This window comes from Paeniglutamicibacter sulfureus, from assembly GCF_030512175.1.
GTDB classification, from domain to species: domain Bacteria; phylum Actinomycetota; class Actinomycetes; order Actinomycetales; family Micrococcaceae; genus Paeniglutamicibacter; species Paeniglutamicibacter sulfureus.
In genome coordinates this window covers 469,278-490,989 of the sequence record NZ_JAULBL010000001.1, presented here as the reverse complement: position 1 = coordinate 490,989, position 21,712 = coordinate 469,278, and the positions used below count along the sequence as shown (strand labels likewise).

22 protein-coding genes and 1 riboswitch are annotated in these 21,712 nt (G+C 65.3%); of the genes, 17 read left to right on the top strand and 5 right to left on the bottom strand.

Going from position 1 to position 21,712, the window contains the following annotated elements:
* Nucleotides 1-5: 5 nt before the first annotated feature.
* On the bottom strand, nt 6-662 hold the full coding sequence (locus tag Q2T94_RS02190; RefSeq protein ID WP_264268152.1) for a LysE family translocator: 657 nt from the start codon (nt 660-662) through the stop codon (nt 6-8).
* Here Q2T94_RS02190 and Q2T94_RS02185 point away from each other — a divergent pair.
* The 3 genes from Q2T94_RS02185 (at nt 661) to Q2T94_RS02175 (ending at nt 2,018) form a co-directional block, all read left to right on the top strand.
* On the top strand, nt 661-948 hold the full coding sequence (locus Q2T94_RS02185; protein WP_264268151.1) for a hypothetical protein: 288 nt from the start codon (nt 661-663) through the stop codon (nt 946-948). The two genes, Q2T94_RS02190 and Q2T94_RS02185, sit on opposite strands and share 2 nt — an antisense overlap.
* A gap of 31 nt (nt 949-979) precedes the next feature.
* Nucleotides 980-1,615: an HpcH/HpaI aldolase family protein gene (locus Q2T94_RS02180; RefSeq protein WP_302263343.1), complete on the top strand. Its 636-nt coding sequence runs from the start codon at nt 980-982 to the stop codon at nt 1,613-1,615.
* Nucleotides 1,616-1,739: 124 nt separating this feature from the next.
* Nucleotides 1,740-2,018, top strand: a complete 279-nt coding sequence (locus tag Q2T94_RS02175) for a hypothetical protein (protein ID WP_264268149.1) — start codon at nt 1,740-1,742, stop codon at nt 2,016-2,018.
* A 359-nt stretch (nt 2,019-2,377) separates the two neighbouring features.
* Here Q2T94_RS02175 and hutH read toward each other — a convergent pair whose 3' ends face one another.
* Nucleotides 2,378-3,961, bottom strand: coding sequence for a histidine ammonia-lyase (gene hutH, locus Q2T94_RS02170; protein WP_302262713.1), 1,584 nt, complete (start codon nt 3,959-3,961; stop codon nt 2,378-2,380).
* A 213-nt stretch (nt 3,962-4,174) separates the two neighbouring features.
* Between hutH and Q2T94_RS02165 the strand changes: the two genes are divergently transcribed.
* The 8 genes from Q2T94_RS02165 to arfB all read left to right on the top strand — a co-directional run bounded on the left by Q2T94_RS02165 (nt 4,175) and on the right by arfB (nt 12,867).
* Complete coding sequence (locus Q2T94_RS02165) at nt 4,175-4,861, top strand: IclR family transcriptional regulator (protein ID WP_264268147.1); 687 nt, start codon at nt 4,175-4,177, stop codon at nt 4,859-4,861.
* Nucleotides 4,862-4,955: 94 nt separating this feature from the next.
* Complete coding sequence (gene hutU / locus Q2T94_RS02160) at nt 4,956-6,635, top strand: urocanate hydratase (RefSeq protein WP_302262712.1); 1,680 nt, start codon at nt 4,956-4,958, stop codon at nt 6,633-6,635.
* Between the two features lie 33 nt (nt 6,636-6,668).
* Complete coding sequence (locus Q2T94_RS02155) at nt 6,669-8,012, top strand: YjiH family protein (RefSeq protein WP_302262711.1); 1,344 nt, start codon at nt 6,669-6,671, stop codon at nt 8,010-8,012.
* Between the two features lie 5 nt (nt 8,013-8,017).
* The gene (locus Q2T94_RS02150; RefSeq protein WP_264268144.1) at nt 8,018-9,301 is read left to right on the top strand and encodes an allantoate amidohydrolase; all 1,284 of its coding nucleotides are present in this window, start codon (nt 8,018-8,020) and stop codon (nt 9,299-9,301) included.
* Nucleotides 9,298-10,545, top strand: a complete 1,248-nt coding sequence (locus tag Q2T94_RS02145; RefSeq protein ID WP_302262710.1) for a formimidoylglutamate deiminase — start codon at nt 9,298-9,300, stop codon at nt 10,543-10,545. Before Q2T94_RS02150 ends, Q2T94_RS02145 begins: the two co-directional genes overlap by 4 nt.
* Nucleotides 10,542-11,741: an imidazolonepropionase gene (gene hutI / locus Q2T94_RS02140; protein ID WP_302262709.1), complete on the top strand. Its 1,200-nt coding sequence runs from the start codon at nt 10,542-10,544 to the stop codon at nt 11,739-11,741. Before Q2T94_RS02145 ends, hutI begins: the two co-directional genes overlap by 4 nt.
* Before the next feature lie 45 nt (nt 11,742-11,786).
* Entirely contained in the window at nt 11,787-12,287 is a 501-nt protein-coding gene (gene tpx, locus Q2T94_RS02135; RefSeq protein WP_264268141.1) for a thiol peroxidase, read from the top strand.
* 157 nt (nt 12,288-12,444) lie between these two features.
* Nucleotides 12,445-12,867, top strand: a complete 423-nt coding sequence (arfB, locus tag Q2T94_RS02130) for an alternative ribosome rescue aminoacyl-tRNA hydrolase ArfB (RefSeq protein WP_264268140.1) — start codon at nt 12,445-12,447, stop codon at nt 12,865-12,867.
* Nucleotides 12,868-12,978: 111 nt separating this feature from the next.
* Here the strand turns inward: arfB and Q2T94_RS02125 are convergent, their stop codons facing one another.
* Nucleotides 12,979-13,824: a phosphotransferase family protein gene (locus Q2T94_RS02125; RefSeq protein ID WP_302262708.1), complete on the bottom strand. Its 846-nt coding sequence runs from the start codon at nt 13,822-13,824 to the stop codon at nt 12,979-12,981.
* A gap of 118 nt (nt 13,825-13,942) precedes the next feature.
* On the opposite strand from Q2T94_RS02125, the gene Q2T94_RS02120 reads away from it, so the two are divergent.
* A complete protein-coding gene (locus Q2T94_RS02120) occupies nt 13,943-14,701 on the top strand; it encodes a CPBP family intramembrane glutamic endopeptidase (protein WP_302262707.1) in 759 nt (252 codons plus the stop codon).
* A gap of 208 nt (nt 14,702-14,909) precedes the next feature.
* Here Q2T94_RS02120 and Q2T94_RS02115 read toward each other — a convergent pair whose 3' ends face one another.
* Entirely contained in the window at nt 14,910-15,554 is a 645-nt protein-coding gene (locus Q2T94_RS02115; RefSeq protein ID WP_264268137.1) for a VOC family protein, read from the bottom strand.
* A gap of 165 nt (nt 15,555-15,719) precedes the next feature.
* Nucleotides 15,720-15,835: riboswitch (SAM riboswitch) on the top strand.
* Between the two features lie 74 nt (nt 15,836-15,909).
* Here Q2T94_RS02115 and Q2T94_RS02110 point away from each other — a divergent pair.
* Nucleotides 15,910-17,253, top strand: a complete 1,344-nt coding sequence (locus Q2T94_RS02110) for a bifunctional o-acetylhomoserine/o-acetylserine sulfhydrylase (RefSeq protein ID WP_302262706.1) — start codon at nt 15,910-15,912, stop codon at nt 17,251-17,253.
* A 2-nt stretch (nt 17,254-17,255) separates the two neighbouring features.
* The gene (metX, locus tag Q2T94_RS02105) at nt 17,256-18,428 is read left to right on the top strand and encodes a homoserine O-acetyltransferase MetX (RefSeq protein WP_264268598.1); all 1,173 of its coding nucleotides are present in this window, start codon (nt 17,256-17,258) and stop codon (nt 18,426-18,428) included.
* A gap of 140 nt (nt 18,429-18,568) precedes the next feature.
* Here the strand turns inward: metX and Q2T94_RS02100 are convergent, their stop codons facing one another.
* Nucleotides 18,569-19,429, bottom strand: coding sequence for an SGNH/GDSL hydrolase family protein (locus Q2T94_RS02100; RefSeq protein ID WP_264268135.1), 861 nt, complete (start codon nt 19,427-19,429; stop codon nt 18,569-18,571).
* Between the two features lie 92 nt (nt 19,430-19,521).
* Between Q2T94_RS02100 and Q2T94_RS02095 the strand changes: the two genes are divergently transcribed.
* From Q2T94_RS02095 to Q2T94_RS02085, 3 genes are all read left to right on the top strand, one after another.
* Entirely contained in the window at nt 19,522-20,178 is a 657-nt protein-coding gene (locus tag Q2T94_RS02095) for an alpha/beta hydrolase (protein ID WP_302262705.1), read from the top strand.
* Between the two features lie 106 nt (nt 20,179-20,284).
* Nucleotides 20,285-21,346, top strand: coding sequence for a hypothetical protein (locus tag Q2T94_RS02090; protein ID WP_302262704.1), 1,062 nt, complete (start codon nt 20,285-20,287; stop codon nt 21,344-21,346).
* The gene (locus Q2T94_RS02085; protein ID WP_264268131.1) at nt 21,343-21,693 is read left to right on the top strand and encodes a GntR family transcriptional regulator; all 351 of its coding nucleotides are present in this window, start codon (nt 21,343-21,345) and stop codon (nt 21,691-21,693) included. Before Q2T94_RS02090 ends, Q2T94_RS02085 begins: the two co-directional genes overlap by 4 nt.
* Nucleotides 21,694-21,712: the final 19 nt, after the last annotated feature.

Sequence of the window (21,712 nt, the reverse complement as noted above, 5' to 3'; positions counted from 1 at the left end):
GGGAACTAGCGGAATGCCCCGATGAACACCACCGCGCCCATGATGGCCAACGCCGCAGATGAAACGCCTTCCAGCCAGATGCCCACGGTGGGGCTCTTGAACCAGGCCATGGCCCGGGCCGCGATGGCGGTCAGCAACGACAGGTAGGCAAATCCCATGAGTGCGAATATCCCGCCGAGGAGCATCGCCGAACCCAGCATGTTGGATCCGACGGGAATGAACTGCGGCATCAGCGCAAGGAAAAGCAATCCCAGCTTCGGGTTCAAGGCCGCGGAAATCATCCCCGCCCGAACCGACTGGAAGAAGGTGTATTCGGTAGCGGAGGCGGTGGCCGACCGGGTGGTGGTGCGGGCGGTGGCTGCCGCCGCGCGGGCCAGGAACTGGGCCTTGATCAGCGAACCTATCCCGAGGTAGAGCAGGTATGCGCCGCCGACGAGGGCGATTCCCTGGTGGATGGCCGGGTAGGTCTGCAGCAGCGCCGCAACACCCAGACCGGCCAGGGCCGCCCAACCCATGATGGATGTCATCATGCCCAGCGCGGCGGCGATTCCATTGCGGGGGCGATTCAGGGCATAGCGCAGGGCCAGGAAGGTGTCTGGGCCCGGGGCCAACACCACGACAAGCGCGACCCCTGCGAAGCCAAGGAGAGAAGAAGACAGCATGGACACCATTATCTGGCTTGGCCTGCCCCGGCGTGAAACCGGATTCGCCGAATCCATGAGGGTTATTGGAATCCGGGTTGCTGGCGCCGTGGACCGGAAACCAAAACCGGCGAGCTTGAAAATGAACAGCATAAATGCCGAAAGGATGAAGGTCACAACCCATACTGAATCGTCTTGCGCACGGAAAAGCTGTAAATTTTCCATGGACTGCCTGCTGTTCGCAGGCAGGATTCTAGGAGGACAACTTGGCAAGGTATGCAGGCCGTGGACTGTGGCATTTTCTTGACTCACCGGCAATTCTGGCAACAACCTCAAAGATGGGTTTCGGTTGGCACGGGTTGGACATGCAGCATGGCCTGTGGAGTGAACCCCAAATAGTTTCCGCTCTTGCTGCCGCGCCACGTGGCAACATCGCCGTGCGGCTGCGAAGCGGAAGCTACGCAGATATTGGGTTCGCCCTCGATGCAGGTACCACCCACATCATGGTTCCCATGGTCAATACGGCTGAAGAAGCCCAAGGGGTGGCCCACGCGGCAAGGTACGCTCCACAGGGCGGGAGAAGCTGGGGACCGATGAGTGCGCTGTTCGGGGCACCCGTGCTTAACCCGCAGGAAGCGAACTCTCGAATTCACCTGTCGGCGATGATTGAATCCGCCGAAGGACTGGAAAACCTGGACGCAATCCTTGGCACCCCGGGCATCAACTCCATATTCGTGGGCCCCGTCGACTTGGCAATGAGCCTCGAAACAGACGTCGATTCGTTGCTCGCCGCCAAGGAGTCCCCCCTTGGATACATCGCAAAAGCGTGCCATGACCGCCATATTGAAGTTGGGGCTTTCGCCGGCTCGTCAGTCAGGGCCAGCGCCTTCGAAGCACTCGGCTACGACTGGGTGGCCACCGATACGGACATGGGACTCCTGAAGGCCGGTGCCGCACAAGCCCTGGATGGCTGATTCTGCCGCCGAGGAGTCTGCCTGTGCACATAATCCACTGACCCGCTCAGTGTTCCTCAGATGGGACGGCCTAGGCGGAGTCCAGGCGGCAATCACTTGCCATGAAATCTGGAAGACTCGGCCCATGAATGACAACGGGCAAGCCCATGAACAGCTGGACCTCCTCAACGCGATCCGGGAAGCCTTGGAACGTCGAGAGGAGGTCTTCCAAATCATTGATGAGGCACCGGACGAATCAACGGCGCTAACTCGCCTCGCCGAGCTGCTTGATATCGGGGAGTCTGGCTGCCACGCAATACTTCACATGCAGGTCAGTCATTGGCTTGGAACGTGGCGCGACGGTCTCGAAGAAAAAGCCGAAAGTCTCCGTTTGCATCTTGAACGCAACGCGACTCAACCATAGCGCCGCACCACAGTTGATCGCCGACACCGCCATACGGGGGGGGGGGGGGGGGGGGGGGGGGGGATCCTCAACAATTGGTCGTGGAGAGATCGATGTTAGGCAGCTCTGAGAAGTAATCACTACCCACGCCGGGGGAACCGTCCCGGTACAGGTTCCCTCGGCGGGCGCACCAGCTCAGTGCAGAGGACTTCGGACACCAGCGCAGTCGCCTTCGAAAAATGACAACCGGGTCACCCCGCCGTCGTTGCGCCAAGGCGCCGGACGCAGTTTGGAGTAGGCCACGACGCTGCCGGGGAGCAATGCCCGGTTCCGTTCATTTTCCATCAAATGATCCATTTGTTCGGCGGCGGGGGAGCTAGTTAGGCCAGTGGGCTGCCGGCGGCCGAGTTCGCGGCGGCCAGCAACGAGCCGTCGGTGATCAGCTGGAATACGGACTCGATTTCCGGGGAGATGAAGCGGTCCGTGCCCGGGCCCTCGACCTTGGTGCGGATCGCCTCGCGCACCGCGGTGATGACGGGGGAGGACTTGGTGGTGGCAAGGCCTCCGTCACGCATGTCCAGGGCGCGGGAGCTGGTGAGCAATTCGATGGCCAGCACGCGTGCGAGCCCGTCGATGCCCTTGCGCAGCTTGAGCCCGGCGTGCCAGCCCATGGAGACATGGTCCTCCTGCATGGCGGAGGACGGGATGGAGTCCACCGAGGCGGGAACGGCCAGGCGCTTGAGCTCGGAGACGATGCCGGCCGCGGTGTACTGGGCGATCATGTGCCCGGAGTCGACCCCCGGGTCGTCGGCCAAGAAGGCGTTCAGGCCGTGGCTGCGGGCGGTGTCCAGGAAGCGGTCGGTGCGGCGCTCGGAGATCGAGGCTAGGTCCGCAACGGCGATGGCCAGGAAGTCCAGCACGTAGCCCATCGGTGCGCCGTGGAAGTTTCCGTTGGACTCGACGCGGCCGTCCATGGTGACCACCGGGTTGTCGATGGCCGAGGCCAACTCGATGGACGCGACGGATTCGGCGTGGGCCAGGGTGGCGCGCACCGCGCCGTGGACCTGCGGGGCGCAGCGCAGCGAGTAGGCGTCCTGCACGCGGGTGAACTTGTGCGCCCCGGCCTTCTGTTCGGCCAGCAGCGCGGAGCCGGCGAGCACTGCGCGCATGTTGGCGGCGGAGTCGATCTGTCCCGGGTGCGGGCGCAGCGCATGCAGGTCGGCGGCGAAGACATCGTCGGTGCCCAACAGGCCCTCGACGCTCATGGCGGCGGAAAGGTCCGCGATGGTCACCAGGTCGCGCAGGTCGGCGGCGGCCATGAGCAGCATGCCGAGCATGCCGTCGGTGCCGTTGATCAGCGCCAGGCCTTCCTTCTCGGCCAGCACGACCGGCTCGATGCCGGCCGCTGCCAGGGCCGCGGAGGCATCGACGAGTTCGCCGGCGGCATTGCGGACCTTGCCCTCGCCCATGACGGCCAGGGCGCAGTGCGAGAGCGGGGCCAGGTCCCCGGAGCAGCCCAGCGAGCCGTATTCGCCAATGACCGGGGTGATCTGAGCGTTCAACAGCTCCGCGTAGGCCCGGGCGACGACCGGGCGCACGCCGGTGCGGCCGGTGGCCATGGTGGAGAGGCGGTTGAGCATGAGCCCGCGGATGACCTCGCGGGGCACCTCCGCGCCGGAGGAGGCGGCGTGCGAGCGGATGAGCGAGCGCTGCAGCTGGGCGCGCAGCTCGATCGGGATCTGCTTGGTGGCCAGTGCGCCGAACCCGGTGGAAACGCCGTAGTGCGGGACCGTGTCGGTGACCAGCGCGTCGATGACGGTGCGGGATTCAGCCATGGCATCGAGCGACTCGGAGGAAAGCTCGACCGGGGCCAGGTGGCGGGCGACCTTGACGACATCGTGCGGAAGCAATGCCCCGGTGGAGACGGTGACGGCGCCGGTGGAAATGGTGGCGTTGGGATTCATGGATTTTTCCTTCTGACAGGCGGGGCTTTTGAGGTGCCGTGTGATCCGGCTCTCGCAAACACTTGCCAAGGGATGAAATTAGCGTTTCAATAAGTGAAACGCATCACGTGGTCCCGGGGCAAGCCCTGGGGACGGGAATTTTGCCCGGGAGCGCCCAACGGCACGCTCCTGAGAGCGGTTCCACACACCGAATCACCAACATGGAGGAAAACCGTGGCAGAACCGGCAACCCGAACAGTGGAACGAGCCCTGCAACTTCTGGGGGCGGTTTGCGATGCCGGGGCCGTATCGCTGGCCGAGGTCTCCCGCGGCACCGAACTCTCGGCCTCCACGGCCCTGCGCCTGCTGCGCACCCTGGAGAACAGCGGTTTCGTGCGCAAGGACGCGGACGGCGAATACCGGCCCGGCCTGCGCCTCGTGCAGCTTGGCGCCCAGGCGCTGAGCCACGAATCGCTGATCCACCTGGCAGCGCCGGCGCTGCAGCGACTGGTCGACGCGACCGGCGAATCCGCCTACCTTTCGGTGCGCGGACACCAGGGCACGGGAAGCGACCACGCCGTGTACCTGGCCATCGCCGAGGGCACCCACTCGGTGCGCCATGCTTCCTGGGTGGGCCGCAGCGTCCCGCTGGCCGGCTCAAGCCTGGGAGTCGTGTTCGCCGGAAACACCCCGGATGCCGGGTACGTGGTTTCCGACAAGGGTGTCGAGGCAGACGTCACGGCCATCGCCGCTCCGCTGCGGCAGCTCGGGGCACCGGGAGCGGCCGTGGACGGCGGACCCGTTGCCGCGATATCCGTGGTGGCACCCAGCTACCGGATGAACCCGGAGGAGATTCAACGCATCGGGCAGCTGGTTGCCGCCGAGGCCCATGCGCTGCTGGGCACCGCAGTCGGCAGTTAGCCGGAGCACCAACCCCACCCTGCCCTTCGAGCGACCCCGCGACAACCCACAGGGCACCACCAGATTTGGCACCACCGACAAGGAGAACCATTCCATGAGCTTCACCCAACACGATCCCTCGCGCGTGATTCGCGCCCCGCGCGGCACCATGCTGACCGCCAAGTCCTGGGCCACCGAGGCCCCGCTGCGCATGCTGATGAACAACCTGGACCCGGAGGTCGCCGAGCGCCCCGAGGACCTGGTCGTCTACGGCGGCACCGGACGCGCCGCCCGTTCCTGGGAAGCCTACGACGCGATCATCAAGACGCTGACGGACCTGGAAGAGGACGAAACACTGCTGATCCAGTCCGGCAAGCCGGTCGGGGTCTTCCGCACCAACAAGTGGGCGCCGCGGGTGCTGATCGCCAACTCCAACCTGGTCGGGGACTGGGCCACCTGGCCCGAATTCCGCAAGCTGGAGGCCGAGGGCCTGATGATGTACGGGCAGATGACCGCCGGGTCCTGGATCTACATCGGCACCCAGGGCATCCTGCAGGGAACCTATGAGACCTTTGCGGCCATCGGTGCCAAGCGCTTCGGCGGCACGCTGGCCAACACGCTGACCCTGACCGGAGGCTGCGGCGGCATGGGCGGGGCCCAGCCGCTGGCCGTCACGCTGAACGGCGGAGCAGTGCTGATCGTCGACGTGTCCGAGGAGCGCCTGCGCCGCCGTCTGGGCAAGCGCTACCTTGACGACGTCGAGCTGGACCTGGACGCGGCCATCGCCAAGGTCACCGCCGCGAAGAGCGAGGGCCGGGGCCTCTCGGTGGGCTACGTCGGCAACGCCGCGCAGGTCTTCCCGGAGCTGCTGCGCCGCCAGCAGGCCGGCGAGGTCTCCTTCGACATCGTCACCGACCAGACCAGCGCGCACGACCCGCTGTCCTACCTGCCGGTGGAATACACGCTTGAACAGTGGGACGCCGAGGCCACGGCCGATCCGGAGGGCTTCACCAAGAAGGCCCAGGCCTCCATGGCCCGCCACGTGGAGGCGATGGTCGGCTTCCAGGACCTCGGCGCCGAGGTCTTCGACTACGGCAACTCCATCCGCGACGAGGCTCGCCAAGGCGGCTACGACCGGGCGTTCGAGTTCCCGGGCTTCGTCCCGGCCTATATCCGTCCGCTCTTCTGCGAGGGCCTTGGCCCGTTCCGCTGGGTGGCGCTTTCCGGGGATCCGGAGGACATCCGCGTCACCGACGAGGCGCTCAAGGAGCTCTTCCCGGAAAACGAGCACCTGCACCGCTGGCTCAATGCGGCCCAGGAACATGTCGAATTCGAGGGCCTGCCGGCGCGCATCTGCTGGCTGGGCTACGGCGACCGCGCGAAGGCCGGGGTGCTGTTCAACAGGCTGGTCGCCGAGGGCAAGGTCTCAGCGCCGATCGTGATCGGCCGCGACCACCTCGACTCCGGTTCCGTGGCATCCCCGTACCGCGAAACCGAATCCATGAAGGACGGCTCGGACGCCATCGCCGACTGGCCGCTGCTCAACGCCCTGACCGCCACGTCCTCCGGTGCCACCTGGGTCTCGATCCACCACGGCGGCGGGGTCGGCATCGGCCGCTCCATCCACGCCGGACAGGTCTCGCTCGCCGACGGCTCCGAGCTGGCCGCGGCCAAGCTGGAGGCGCTGCTGACCAACGACCCCGGCATGGGCGTGATCCGCCACGTGGATGCCGGCTACGAGCGCGCCATCGAGGTCGCGCAGGAGCGCGGCGTACGCATCCCGATGGCCCAATAAGCCCCCCACTCCCACTCGAAAAGGACAACTCCCATGTCTGGAACGAACAACACCGAGCTCGATGTCCAACGCACCTCCGCGCAGCCGCGGGGCAAGTGGCGATTCTTCGTGTACAGCCTCATCGGCGTGTTCATGTTCTTCATCCCGATCACCATCGGCGGCAAGGAGACGATCCCGCTGGACCATCTGGTCGGCTGGATCATCGCGGGCCTCGGCGACGCGGTGCGCTTCGTGGCCCTGGCGCTCATCCTTGCCGGGACGATCTACCCCTTCGCCTCCGGGCGGTGGCGCGAGTCGGGCATCAAGAAGGTGTTCGCGTTCCTGAACATCATCGGCCTGGTGGTCGGCACCATGCTGGTGTTCAAGGCCGGCCCGGCGCTGCTTTTTGAACCGGACCTGGGACCCTTCCTCTTCGACAAGCTCGTGATCCCCGTGGGTATGATCGTTCCGGTGGGGGCCATCTTCCTGGCGCTGCTGGTGGGCTACGGGCTGATGGAATTCGTCGGCGTGCTGGTCCAGCGGGTCATGCGCCCGATCTGGCGCACCCCGGGCCGCTCGGCCGTCGACGCCGTCGCCTCCTTCGTGGGCAGCTACTCGCTGGGCCTGCTGATCACCGACCGGATGTACCAGTCCGGGCGCTACACCGCCCGGGAGTCGGCCATCATCGCCACCGGGTTCTCCACCGTCTCGGTCACCTTCATGGTGATCGTGGCCAAGACGCTGGACATCATGCACCTGTGGCTGCCCTACTTCTTCCTCTCCTTCGGCGTCACCTTCCTGGTCACCGCCATCTGCGTGCGGCTTCCCCCGCTCAGCCGCATCAAGGACGACTACTACCCGCAGGCCGTCGCCTCCCCGGAGGAGAAGGTCACCACCCGCCGCCTGGCCACCGCGTGGAACGAGGCCATGGGCACGCTCGCTGACGCTCCCTCGCTGGGGCGCAACATCTGGGTGAACTTCCGCGACGGGCTGCTCATGGCCATGGCGATCCTGCCCTCGATCCTCTCGGTGGGGCTGATCGGGTTGCTGCTGGTCCGCTTCACCCCGATCTTCGACTGGCTGGGCTACATCTTCGTGCCGATCACCTGGGCCGTGGGCCTGCCCGATCCGGTGCTGGCAGCCAAGGCCTCCGCCGTGGGCATCGCCGAGATGTTCCTGCCGGCCACCGTGGTGGCGGGCCACGAATCCGAGCACCTGCGCCTGGTCATCGGGGTAGTGTGTGTCTCTGCCATCATCTTCTTCTCGGCCGTGGTGCCGTGCATCTTGGCCACCCGGATCCCGCTGAAGGTCTGGCACCTGGTCGTCATCTGGGCCCAGCGCGTCGCCCTGACCCTGCTCATCGCCAGCCCCGTTGCCTTCCTCATGGTCGGCAGATAGGAATCATGAACGTGCAAACCCACACCGTCAACTCGCTGCTGGCGGCCATCAACGACATCGGTCGCGACAACACCCGCGGGGGCTACTCGCGCCCCGTGTATTCATCGGCGGAAACCACGCTGCGCGAATGGTTCATGGCCGAGGCCAAAGCCCGGTCCCTGGAGGTTTCCACCGACGCCAACGGCATCATCTGGGCCTGGTGGGATACGCCCGGCTCGCCCAAGGACGAGGCCTCTCGCCGCGGCGCCCTGGTCACCGGCTCCCACCTGGACTCGGTGCCCGGGGGCGGGGCGTTTGACGGCCCGCTCGGGGTGGCCAGCGCCTTGGCCGCCTTCGACGTGCTGGCGGCGCGCGAGTCCGAAGGCTCGCTGCAGCGGAACCGGGCCCTGGCCCTGACCGTCTTCCCGGAAGAGGAGGGCTCGCGCTTCGGCGTGGCCTGCCTGGGCTCGAGGCTGCTCACCGGGGCCATCGACCCCTCCAAGGCGCTGAACCTGCGCGACGCCGACGGGAACACCTTCGCCGACGTTGCCTCCTCCAACGGCCTTGACCCTGCACGCATGGGCAGGGACGAGGCGGCGCTGGCTAGCATCGGTGACTTCATCGAGCTGCACGTGGAGCAGGGGCGCGGGCTGAACACCGAGGAACACACCGACGCCGCCGGACGCGGACCGGCGGTGGCCATCGGCAGCTCCATCCTGGGGCACGGGCGCTGGCGGTTGAGCTTCTCCGGTCAGGGAAACCACGCCGGCACCACGCTGATGGTGGACCGCGCCGACCCCATGGTCGCCGCCGCGCAGCTGGTGGTGAAGGTCCGCGAGTTCGCGCGCGCCCAGGCCGATGCCCGGGCCACCGTGGGCCGGCTCGAACCTGTCCCCGGGGGCACCAACGTGATTGCCTCGCGGGTGGACCTCTGGCTCGATGTGCGCCACCCCGATGACGCGGTCACCGCGATGCTGGTGGAAAAGATCCACGGCCAGGCCCAGAAGATCGCCGCCTTCGAGGGCTGCTCGGTGGCGCTCACCGAGGAATCCCTCTCCGGGACAGTGAACTTCGACCCGGCGCTGACCCGTGCGCTGGAAAAATCCGTGCACCGGCTCATCCCCAACGCGCCCCTGCTGCCCACCGGGGCCGGACACGATGCCGGCGTTCTCGCCGCCGAGGTTCCCTCCGGAATGATCTACGTGCGCAACCCCTCGGGCATCAGCCACTCGCCGGAGGAATACGTGGAGCACGACGACGCGGCTGCCGGCGTCGCGGCGCTCGCCGACGTGCTGGAGGACCTGCTGTGAGCCTGCCATCGAACGCCGTGCGCGTGCCGGCACCGGTGAACGCGCACTCCCACGCCTTCCACCGGATCCTGCGAGGCCGCACGCACGAGGGCGAACACGGGGGAGCGGGGACCTTCTGGACCTGGCGCGAGCACATGTACGCCTCCGCGCACTCGCTGACCCCGGCCGCCTACCAGCAGCTTGCCACCGCCGTCTTCGCGGAGATGGCATGCGCCGGGTACAGCGCCGTGGGGGAATTCCACTACTTGCACCATCGCAACGACGGGACACCCTACGGTGCGTCCGGCCCGGATTCCGAGCCGCATGCCATGGAACTCGCACTGGGGAGGGCAGCCCTGGCCGCGGGCATCCGCCTGGTGCTGCTCGACACCTGCTACCTGCAAGGGGGCCTGGGGCCCGACGGATCCGTGCTGGAACTCGATGAGACCCAGCGGCGCTTCAGTGACGGGACCGCCGCCGGGTGGCTCGAACGCCACGGGCGCCTGGGCACCGCATTGAAGGACCTTGATGCGGGCGCCGGGCTGCTCACCCTGGGTGCGGCGATCCACTCGGTGCGGGCAGTGGCACCGGATGACCTCGAGTTCATTCGCCACCATCTGGACCGCGAAGAACCACTGCACATCCACCTGTCCGAACAACCCGCGGAGAACCAAGCCTGCCAGGCCGCCTACGGGCTCAGCCCCACCGGGTTGCTTGAAAAAACAGGGCTGATCAAGCCACGGCTCTCCGCAGTGCACGCAACCCACCTGGGCGAGGCTGACATCGAGGCGCTCGGCCGGGGAATGGCAAACATCGTCATGTGCCCCACCACCGAGGCGGACCTGGGAGACGGCATCGGCCCGGCCCGCGAGCTCGCCGATGCGGGCGCCCACATCGCCCTGGGCAGCGACCAGCACGCGGTGCTCGATCCCTACCTGGAACAGCGCGCCCTCGAACACGGGGAGCGGCTGCGCAGCGGAGAGCGCGGGAGGTTCTCTCCCGTGGAGATTGCCGCCGCCGCACGGGAAGGAGGATTGCGTTCGCTGGGCCTTCCGGAGAACGACGACCACCTGGTCGTGGCCACCGACTCGGTCCGCACCGCCGGATCGCGCACCAGCCAGCTTCCGCTCACCGCCACGGCCGCCGACGTCGCCGAGGTACACATCAACGGGGAACTGGTCGCCGGCAACGGCATCCACACCCGACTCGGCGACCCCGCCGAACTCTACGCAGCCTTCTTCGAGACCTACCCGGAGTTTTCATGAGCACCTCGCTGATCACCAACCTGTCCGAGATCTTCACCGCGGACGCCACCCAGACCGTCATCAAGGACGCGGCAATCCTCATTGACGGTGAAAAGATCGCCTGGATCGGGGAAGCCGCCGAAGCACCCGACGCCGACGAAACCATCGACGCCGGCCACCGGGCCGCGTTGCCGGGCTGGGTCGACTCGCACACGCACCTGGTCTTCGCGGGGGACCGCAGCCAGGAGTTCGTCGCCCGCATGGCCGGGCAGGACTACGCGGCCGGCGGCATCGCCGTGACCACCGCCGCCACCCGGGCCGCCAGCGACTATGACCTCACCCGGCTGCTGCTGGGCCGGGCGGCAGAGGCGCTGGCCGGGGGCACCACCTACCTGGAGACCAAGACCGGCTACGGACTCGGCGTCGAGGAGGAGGCCCGGCACGCCCGCATCGCCTCCACCGTGGTGGACCAGGTGACGTTCCTGGGGGCCCACCTGGTGCCCGCCGACATGGACGCGCAGGACTACACGGACCTGGTCTGCGGCGAGATGCTGGAGCGGGTGCGGCCCTACGTGCAGTTCGCCGATGTCTTTTGCGAGCGCGGGGCCTTCAACGAGGCCCAGTCACGACAGGTCCTCACAGCGTCCCGGGATGCAGGCCTGGGGCTGCGCGTCCACGGCAACCAGCTGGGCCCCGGCCCCGGGGTGCAGCTGGCGGTGGAGTTCGGAGCCGCCAGCGTGGACCACGTGAACTACCTAGATGAAGCGGATGTGACGGCGCTCGCCGGATCCTGGAAAAATTGGGATGCCGGCTCCCGGAGCGGCACGGCCGGAACCGTGGCGACCTGCCTGCCGGCCTGCGACCTCTCGACCCGCCAGCCCCTGGCACCGGGCCGCGAACTGCTCGATGCCGGGGTGCAGATCGCCCTGGCGTCGAACTGCAACCCCGGGACCTCCTACACCTCGTCGATGGCGTTCTGCGTGGCCACCGCGGTATTGCAGATGCACCTGGGCATCGAAGAGGCCATTGTCGCGGCAACCTACGGGGGAGCACTGGCCCTGGGCGTACAGGACCTGGTGGGCTCCCTCGAGGTGGGCAAGCGGGCGGACATCCAGTTGCTCAACGCGCCCTCGGTGGCGCACCTGGCCTACCGCCCGGGCATGAACCTCACTGGTCCGGTGTTCCGTGCGGGAACGTTGGCGGCGGGACGCCTCTAGCGAAACGCTTCGTGATGGGAGGCACCTTCGTGATAAACAAGGAGCATGGCTATTACTGCACTCAAAGGTACCCCTGTCCAGACCGTTGGCGAACTGCCCGCCGTTGGCGAAACCGCTCCTGACTTCACGCTCACCGGTGCCGACCTCGGCAACGTGACCAGCTCCGAGCTGCGCGGCAAGCGCGTCGTGCTGAACATCTTCCCGTCCATCGACACCGGCGTCTGCGCTTCCTCGGTCCGCAAGTTCAACGAACTGGCCGCAGGACTCGAGAACACCGCCGTGGTTTGCGCCTCGGCCGACCTGCCGTTCGCGCTGGGCCGCTTCTGCGGTGCCGAGGGCATCGAAAACGTTGTTCCGACCTCGACCTTCCGCTCCGATTTCGGCGCCGAATTCGGCCTCACCCTGGGCGACGGCCCGATGCAGGGCCTGCTGGCCCGCGCGATCGTCGTCCTGGACGAGAAGGGCGCTGTCCTGCACACCGAGGTCGTTCCCGAGATCACCACCGAGCCGAACTACGACGCAGCCGTCGCGGCACTGTCCAACTAACGCGTAGGCCGGGGAGGCCGGGCGCGAACCCAGGAATTCCTGGGTTCGGAGCCCGGCCTCCTTTTTCGTGTCCGGACGCGCGACACGGTGGCAGGAACCGGAGGGCGGCACCGAGCTGGTTGCATCGGCCGTTGTCACACCATGCAACACTTAAGTCATGGATCTGTTGGTGTCGCCCGCGCTCACGATTCCCGCAGCGGAATTGGGCTGGCGGTTCTCACGTTCCTCGGGGCCCGGCGGCCAACACGTCAACACCTCCGACAGCCGCGTCGAACTCTTCTGGAACGTCACCGATTCGTTGGTGCTCACCGAAACCCAGCGGATGTTGCTGGCCACCCGCCTGGAGCGTCGCCTCATTGACGGGGTGATCACCGTGTCGGCCTCGGAGCAGCGCTCCCAGCTTCGCAATCGTGATACCGCCCTGCGCAAACTCGCAGAACTGGTGGCCTCCGGCCTGGCCCCCGAACCGGCCCGCCGACGAGCGACCAAGCCCACCCGCGGTTCGAAGCAGCGGCGTCTGGCAGCGAAGGGCCAGCGCTCGGAAACGAAACGACAGCGGCGACGGCCCACCGCCGAGTAGATCCCTGACCCGTTTCCCGTGGCCGCACGCCCACACGGACGGCATCCCTGATCGGGCGGCATCCCCGCGAATGGCCCCTGACTATGTCGGTGATCTGAGGCCGAACGCCGTCTAACCGTGGCCGGCTGCCGCTGCCGCTGCGACGAGGCGCGGCCTGATCTTGTCAATCAACGCACCGATGTCCCGGTTCGGATTCAGCGACGCATCGAAGACGCTCTCCAGAGCCATGGCTCCGAGCCACAGGCGGGCCCGCCATGCCTCTTCCTGGTTCGGGGCAATGGCATCAAGGACGTCCGCGCCGTGCCATGAGGCCAGATATGCGGCGTTCAATGCAGGGTCCCAGGCGGCGGCCAAGTCCCAGTCCAGGACGCCGAGAAGTTCGCCGTCGTGCCAGCGCATGTTGTGCCCGGCGAGGTCCCCGTGCACCAGGGACGCCGGAATCGTTTCAAAGGCAGGGATGGTGTCCAGCACCCGCCGCGCGGCATCGACGAGGTCCGGGGGCAAGGCCTTCAAGGTAGCGTCGATCTTCTGCGCGGTCCATGGCCCCCGATAGGAAAACGGCGGCGCCAGTAGGTTGGCCAACGGACGCACATCGACGGCAGCGAGTTCCTCAAGAACCGAGCGCAGGCGCACGACATCACCGGTGTGTGGCGGATACGCGGCACCCGGGACGTAGCGCTGGATGACGGCGGAGAAATCCTTTCCGTGCCACACCTGGCTCAAGGCGGTGGGCAACTGGAAACTGAACGTGCCCGACAGCGCCTGAACCAGCTCCATCCGTCGTTGCATGTCCGCGGCGGCCCCGGCGGTGCGACTCATGCGCATGACCGCCTGGTCGCGGGCCACCAGCACGAGGTGGAATTGTCCGCCCTCATCGACTCGTGCTGCCTTCCAATCCGGGCCCGCGAAAAGGGCGTTGGCCAGTTCGTATTCGTGGGGCAGCGCTTCTCGGGTCACACCAACCATCCTTCCAGGTCAACAGGTGTGTGGGTACACAGGATCAACACGTAGGATCGAACGCATGGGTTTGGAAGCGTCGGGAAACACCCGGTTCGGCGAAGTGTTGGGGAGATCGATGACTGACGCCGTTACGCGCCGTGGACTGAAGATCGAGCTGCTTATTGTTCTGGGGTTGTCCCTCGGCCGATCGGGTATCTACGCCATCGTGAACCTCATCGACAAGATGACTCGGGCGCCCCTGGGCTCACAGACGACGTCGCTGAACAACTCATTGAACCAACGCCAGTACTTCGACCTGACTTACCAGCTGCTGGACATCTTTTTTGCCCTGGTGCCGGTGATGCTGGTGTTCTACCTGCTCTGGCGGATTCCCGGAGGAAATCCGTTTGGCAGTCTTGGCTTTGACCTGGTGCGGCCGGTACGCGACCTGGGGTGGGGAATCGGGTTGTTCCTGGTCATGGGCATCGGAACCCTTGGCGTCTATGCGGTGGGCCGTGCGCTCGGCTTGACCACGATCATCGTGCCGGCAGCATTGGACGATTATTGGTGGACTGTCCCGATTCTGGTCTTCTCCGCGATCCGCCACGGCATCCTGGAAGAAGTGATCGTCGTCGGGTACCTCTTTGAGCGCCTCGGGCGACTGGGCTGGGGCAAATGGCACATCATTTGCGCCAGTGCCGTGCTTCGGGGCAGCTACCACCTGTACCAAGGCGTTGGCCCGTTCATCGGGAACGTCGCCATGGGCGTGGTGTTCGGCTACGTGTATTCCAGGAAAGGCAGGGTCATGCCGCTGGTTATCGCCCACGCGTTCCTGGACGTTGCGGGATTCGTCGGTTATGCGCTGGTGGGTACAGCAATCGGGTTGGGATCCTGAAGCACGGTTTGATTACTTTTCGCCGATGACTGCCGGTTTCCGGCCGGATTGATAGTCTCGAGGAAATCCGGCCCACCGGCATCCCTCACGCCCCGCTTGGCGTGGCGCCGTAACCGTCGGCGGAGCAGACCAGGAATTAATCAATGTGGGGGTGTCCGGATCACCTCCGGACACCCCCACGTTGCTAGTGCTTCCCATGACTGCTTTGTTACAGCGTGATGGGACCCGTGGGAGTTTCAAACGTTACCGAAAGGATTCCCGGCGTCCCGTTCGGCGCTTGCCAATCGACAACAACGTCGCCAACGGGCAACTGCTCGGGTTGTCCGAGCCAGTCGGCGACACGTTCGCTGGAGCCGGCGATGCAGATTGAGGAAATTTTCCCCACAGGATCCAGTGCCTTTGAGGGGTGCAGATCCTCGGTGCCCTCATCCCAGCGAAGCATGTAGGGAACCTGCGGGTCCGCAATCAGGCCGTTGATGCCGATCTGGCGCCAGGTCAGTTCCCGTCCATCGGGGAATTTCCGGTTTCCCGGCACCGAGCCGCGGCCCAGGCGTGCCTCGGCAGGAGCCAAGTCGTCAACGGCGACGCACCACCCCATCCAGCCACCTCCGAGTTCGGAGCGGGCGCGAACGGCCTGGCCAAACGGTGCCTTGTCAGACGACGGGTGGTTGAGTACTTCGACAACTTCCAGGTACTGGTTGTTCTTCAGCGGGAAGATGACATTGCGCGTACCAAAACGTGGGTGCACACCGCCCTTTACTGATTCGAGTCCAAGAACCGCGCCGATCCTAGCGGCAGTTGCCGCTAGACCGTCGGGTCCACAAGCGTAAGTTACATGGTCGAGCCTCATCATGTGCCCATCATGGCACTTTGTGATCTGGCTCTCGACTTAGGTTGACCTAACTTGTGTTTCAGTTGGTCGTTTTAAACGTCTGCGGCTAGTGCGATCGCCGCCAACTTGTCACAATTTGAGATGTGGTTGCGAACATGTGAAGCCCTGGGCCAGACTTATTGACAAGGTCATGAGTTTCAGCAGAAAGCCCCGGCTTGCTGAACGGCAACCCTCCGCCGCGGTGGGGTGCCCCGGGTGAAGACCAGGCCCCACGTTAAAACGACGTGGGACAAGCGCGGGAATGCCCCCAGCCAAGACACGGCCACAGCCGGAGTCGGCTTCGGGCATACCCCCTAGAATCCTTGAAGGGGAAGATATGTCTAACAACTGGTCCTTTGAAACCCGCCAGATCCACGTGGGACAGGAGCCCGACTCCGCAACCGGTGCACGAGCACTGCCCATCTACCAGACGTCGTCATTCGTGTTTCCGAGCGCCGAAAGCGCCGCTGCACGTTTTGCACTGGCCGAGCTCGAGCCGATCTACACGCGTATCGGAAATCCCACGCAGGACGCCGTTGAGCAGCGCATTGCCAGCCTCGAAGGTGGAGTTGGCGCACTGCTGTTGGCCTCAGGACAAGCTGCCACCACCTATTCGATCCTGAACCTTGCCGAGGCCGGAGACCACATCGTGGCCAGCCCGAGCCTCTACGGCGGAACCCAAAACCTGTTCAAGCACTCGCTGCGCAAGCTGGGCATCGAAGTCACCTTTGTTTCGGACCCGGATGACCTGGAAGGCTGGCGATCAGCCGTCCAACCCAACACCAAGGCGTTCTTCGGCGAAGTGGTTTCCAACCCGCGCCAGGACGTGCTGGACATCGAAGCCGTTTCCGCCATTGCGCATGAGGCAGGTGTGCCGCTGATCGTTGACAACACCTTGGCCACGCCGTTCCTGATCCGCCCCATCGAGTGGGGAGCCGACATCGTGGTCCATTCCGCCACCAAGTACCTCGGTGGACACGGAACGGCAATCGCCGGTGTCATTGTTGACTCGGGCAATTTCGACTTTGCCGCCGACCCGCAGAAATTCCCCGGCTTCAACACCCCCGACGAGTCGTACAACGGCCTGGTCTTCGCCCGGGACCTCGGCGTCAACGGTGCACTAGGCGCCAACCTTGCCTACGTCCTCAAGGCACGCGTGCAACTGTTGCGCGACCTCGGGTCGGCAGTTTCCCCGTTCAATGCATTCCTGATTGCCCAGGGGCTGGAAACGCTGTCGCTGCGCATGGAGCGCCACGTCTCCAACGCCGTGGAAGTTGCACAATGGCTGGAGACACAACCACAGGTGCAGCGCGTCCACTACGCGGGGATCGAATCCAGCGCGTGGTTCGAGCGCGGGCGCAAGTATGGACCCAAGGGCATTGGCGCCATTGTTTCGTTCGAGATTTCCGGCGGGAGCGAGGCGGGCCAGGGCTTTGTCGATGCGCTGACGCTGCACTCCCATGTCGCCAACCTGGGCGACGTGCGTTCGCTGGTTATCCACCCGGCGTCGACGACCCACGCGCAGCTCACCGAGGAGGAGCAGGTTGCCGCAGGCGTGTCCCCGGGACTTGTCCGCTTGAGCGTCGGCATTGAGAATATTGCCGACATCATCGGCGACCTGAAGGTTGGCTTCGAATCAGTGGCCACCTCTGCCGATGTTGAATTTCAGGGTACCCGGTGAGTGTGGAGACAAACGTGGTCCTTTATGACGCAGAAACGGCAGCGGCGTTGGACTATGCCCCCGACGGCATCCTGCAGCACCTGAAAACCGGTTCCTATACGTTCGAGACCGGGGCGACGCTGCCGGAAATCGTACTGGGATACGAGACCTGGGGCACGCTGAATGCAGATGCCTCCAACGCCGTCCTCATCGCCCATGCACTGACAGGCGATAGCCATGTCGCCCGTGGAGCCTCGACGGAACCCGGCTGGTGGGACGGATTTGTGGGACCGGGCAAGACGGTGGACACCGATAAATATTTCGTGGTTGCAGCCAACATGGTCGGCGGTTGCTCCGGCAGCACCGGCCCGGCCAGCCTTGACCCGGACGGGGTCCCCTGGGGATCACGGTTCCCCTTCACGACCATCAAGGATTCGGTGCGGCTGGAGGCACGCCTGGCCGACGAGCTGGGTATCGCTGCGTGGCACACGGTGCTGGGTGGATCCATGGGCGGTGCCCGTGCCCTGGAGTGGGCCGTCGAATTCCCTGAACGCGTCAGGAACTGCGTGGTGGTGGCGGCTTCGGCCGAGTCCTCGGCCGAGCAGATCGCCTTCGCACAGGCGCAGACCGCCGCCATCAAGTTGGACCCGGAGTTCGCCGGCGGCGATTACTACGCCAACGAGCTCATTCCGTCGGCCGGGTTGGGGATTGCCCGGCGGATTGCCCACATCACCTACCGGACAGCGACGGAACTCGACGTTCGGTTCGGGCGGATGCCGCAGGGCGACGAACTGCCTGTCTCAAGTCCCGGTCTTGACCGCGGTCGATACCAGGTGGAAAGCTACCTTGACCACCAGGCAAGCAAGTTGGTGGGCCGCTTCGACGCCAACAGCTATTTGGTGCTGACCGAGGCCCTCATGAGCCATGACATTGCCAGGGGCCACGAGTCCATCGAGGCCGCCCTTGCGCGACTGGCAGAGGTAAATGTCCTGGTGGCTGCCGTGGATTCGGACCGCCTGTATTGGCCCGAGCAGTCTGAGCGACTTGCCGCGTTGCTGCCGAATCCCTGCAAGGTCCAGTACATCACCTCGCCGATTGGCCACGATGGCTTCCTCACCGACATCGAGCAACTTGGCGATGCCCTGGGCGAGCGCGTTTTCGTCCGGGAACCCGACATTCAGGCCGACGCCGGGTAGCTCAAGGGGCATGGTCCGGTTGGGAGATGCAATTCAGGCTGTGCGCGGATCCTGGTCGGTAATGGACTTCAGGCGCGCCTGCGAATTTTCATCTCGCAGGGTATAACCGTGGCAACACGCGGACCCTGTCGCCGAGGGGCTCAGATCGCGGGACCGTTGCCGAGGGACGAGTTGGGCGGCTGCTCGGTAAAGGGAGTGGCGAGCGGTCGTTTCGGCAGGACGCCGTCACCGGAGGACTGGTGGCGGAGGCGGCGCAGTACCCATGGCGCCAGGTGCGTGCGCGCCCAAATCAGGTCGTCGCGGCGGGCATCGCGCCAGTTCTTGATCTCGGCCTCGGACGGTTCGAGCTGTTTCAGCTGGTGCGGGACGTTCAGTGCATCCAGAGCCATTGCCGCGATGGTGTGGTGGCCCAGAGGCGAGAAATGCAATCGGTCATCCGCCCACATGCGCGGTTGGTGCAACTCGCGCAGCGACCACATGTCCGCCACCACCGCATCGTAGCGGGCCGCGATCGTGCGCACGTTTTCGTTGTAAATGGCAACCTTGCCCCGGATTCCGCCCAATACGGGGGTGTCTCGGATATCGGGACCGGTGAAAAGCAGGATCGTGGCATTTGAGGTGGCCAATACCCGCATGAGCGCGTCGAGCTTGTCGGCGATGGCATCAGGGTCGCCGCCCGGGCGAATCACGTCGTTGCCGCCGGCGCACAAGCTGATGAGGTCCGGCTTCAGCTCCAGTGCGGGCCCCGCCTGCTCGTCAAAGATCTGGGTGATGAGTCGTCCCCGAATGGCCAGGTTGGCATAGGCAAAATCATTGACACCCTCGCTGAGCTGTTCGGCAACCCGGTCGGCCCAGCCGCGGTAGTTCCCGGGGCTGCGGGGGTCGTCATCGCCAACGCCTTCCGTGAAGGAATCCCCCAGGGCGACGTAGCGACTCCACGGATGCCTTCCGGTGCTCGGTGGGGTCGAAGCTGCGGAAGGTGTTTCAATCACGTTGTTCACGAAGATCTTCTTATCAAAGAATACGTAAGTTACCTAAGCGTAGCTTTCTTGGTGGATCGCCGAATGCTGCTTTCTTCTGCTTGACTGGTCTGGTGAGCGAAACAAGTTGGAACCCCACTGTCATTTGGTCCCGTCCGGAATCCGAACGCGCCGGCACCCCGCTGCTGGTGCTTTTGCACGGCTACCTCTCCAATGAAGAGGACCTCATGGGGTTGGCCCCCATGTTGCCCGAGGAATTCACCATTGTCTCGGTTCGGGCCCCGCAGTCCTTGGGTCCTGGATACACCTGGTTCCCGCTGATGCAGGACCTGGATTATTCGTTTGATGCCGTCAAGAACTCCATTGCCGACCTGTGGTCCTGGCTTGAGCCGGTCAGCAAGCAGCATTCATCGGTGAGCCTACTGGGATTCTCCATGGGCATGGCCGTGGCGACGTCCCTGCTACGGCACCAACCCGATGCGATCTCCACGGTCATCGGCCTTTCCGGTTTTGCCGTGCCGGAAGAGGGCGAGGGCTTCTTCCAGGACGAGAAGCTCAAGGAAATGCGGAAGCCGGTGTTCTGGGGAAGGGACCAGGCCGATCCGGTCATCACGCAGGACAAGATCGAATACACCCATGCCTGGGCGACTAGTGACGTCCACGTCACCAAGGTGCTTTATACCAACATGTTCCACTCGGTGAACGCGCAGGAAATGTCCCATGTGCACGAGTTCCTGAGCCATGTCGTGCTTAAGGGTGCAAAAATCTAGGTTTTTTGTACCTTCCCATTGACACAAGAAGCGGCCACCTGTTTGTATTACTTTATTGATACAAGCGGGTGGCTGTTTGGCTCCCGGTCCAACAACGGGAGCCACCATGGTCAACGGATTCGCCCTACTGCTGCTCCTTGGCTTCTCGGTCGGCATCGTCCTGCTGGTCAGACGAAACATCGTCACCCAGAAACGCTCCGACTTGCTGTCGCTTGCCGCCGCCGGCACCTTCGTCGAGCGGGCCAACGCAGGCAGGGTGCTGCGGAGCCTGCGGGCACGCACCGTCGCGGCACTGGCGGTGATGGCCTTGGGCGGCGCCGCGGCGTTGGTCCTTCACGCGGAATACCCTGGTGCGGCCGGGCTGCCCCTTGCCGCCGCCCCCGCATGCATGTGGATCCTGGCCTCCTTGGTCTTCGTGGCCTGGCGCCTCCCGCACGAGTTCTCGGACATCTCCCCGGAATCGTCGCTGCACACCAGCGCCGAACTGACGCCGCGCTCGACTGGAATGTTCGGCCCGGCATGGGGGATCGTGATGCCGGCTGTGCTGCTCGGGGCATCGGCCGCGGGTCTCATCCTTGCAGGCATCCTGTCGGGACCGGACGAGCGGGGGCGCTTCCGCAACCTCCCGTATGTATCAGCCGGCGGCGTGGAACTTGACCAAGACATGGTCGTGACCCAAGTCCAGCTGGGAGCCGGATCCATTGGGCCCTTTCCGGGGTGGTACTACGGACTCCCGGTGCTGGCGCTGCTGTTGGTGGGAGCCGGGCTGGGCCTGTGGGCACTGAGTTCCAATGCCCGTCGCCCGCGGATGCGCGGGCTGCGACTGCGTGCCTTCGACGATGCGGTGCGGACCAATGTCGGCTACGTCATCAGCACGGGCTTCAGCGCGATGCTCTGCTTCCAGGTCGCGCCCTTGCTGCTGTTCGCGGCCTCGGCCCTGCACGGATCCGGAATGAACGCGCCCTACATCGTGGGCCAGGTCCTCGACGAAGGCCGCGTGCCCGGCATGACTGCGGATCCATTGTTGAGCGCGCTGGCGCTGGCCATGGCTGTGGTCGCGTTGTTGCTGCTGATTGTTGGCGCCGTCCTGCTGGTGCGGTTGCTGGGGTGGGTGGGGGCTACTGTGCGCCCGCTGCGGTTCCCCGCGACGGCCGGGGCCATTGCATGATCACCCTGGACGCGTCGCATCCCAGCGGACCCGCCGAACAGGTCCGTGCGCAAATAGCGGCACTGATCCAGTCGGGGGAGCTGGATGCGGACGAACGGTTGCCCTCGGTGCGCCAGTTGGCCGGCGACCTGCGGGTTGCCGCCGGAACCGTGGCCAAGGCCTACAAGGAACTGGAGGCTGCAGGACTGGTGCGCACTGGACGCGCCAACGGTACTCGCGTGAATCCCGGCCAGCTGCTCGATGCACCGGCCTTGAGGGAAGTTCGGCGTCTTGTGGCAGCCGCGCGCAATGCGGGCATGAGTTTGGATGATGTGCTGGGAATCGTGGCGGTTACCTGGAACGCATGATTCCGGTCGCCCCCGGGAG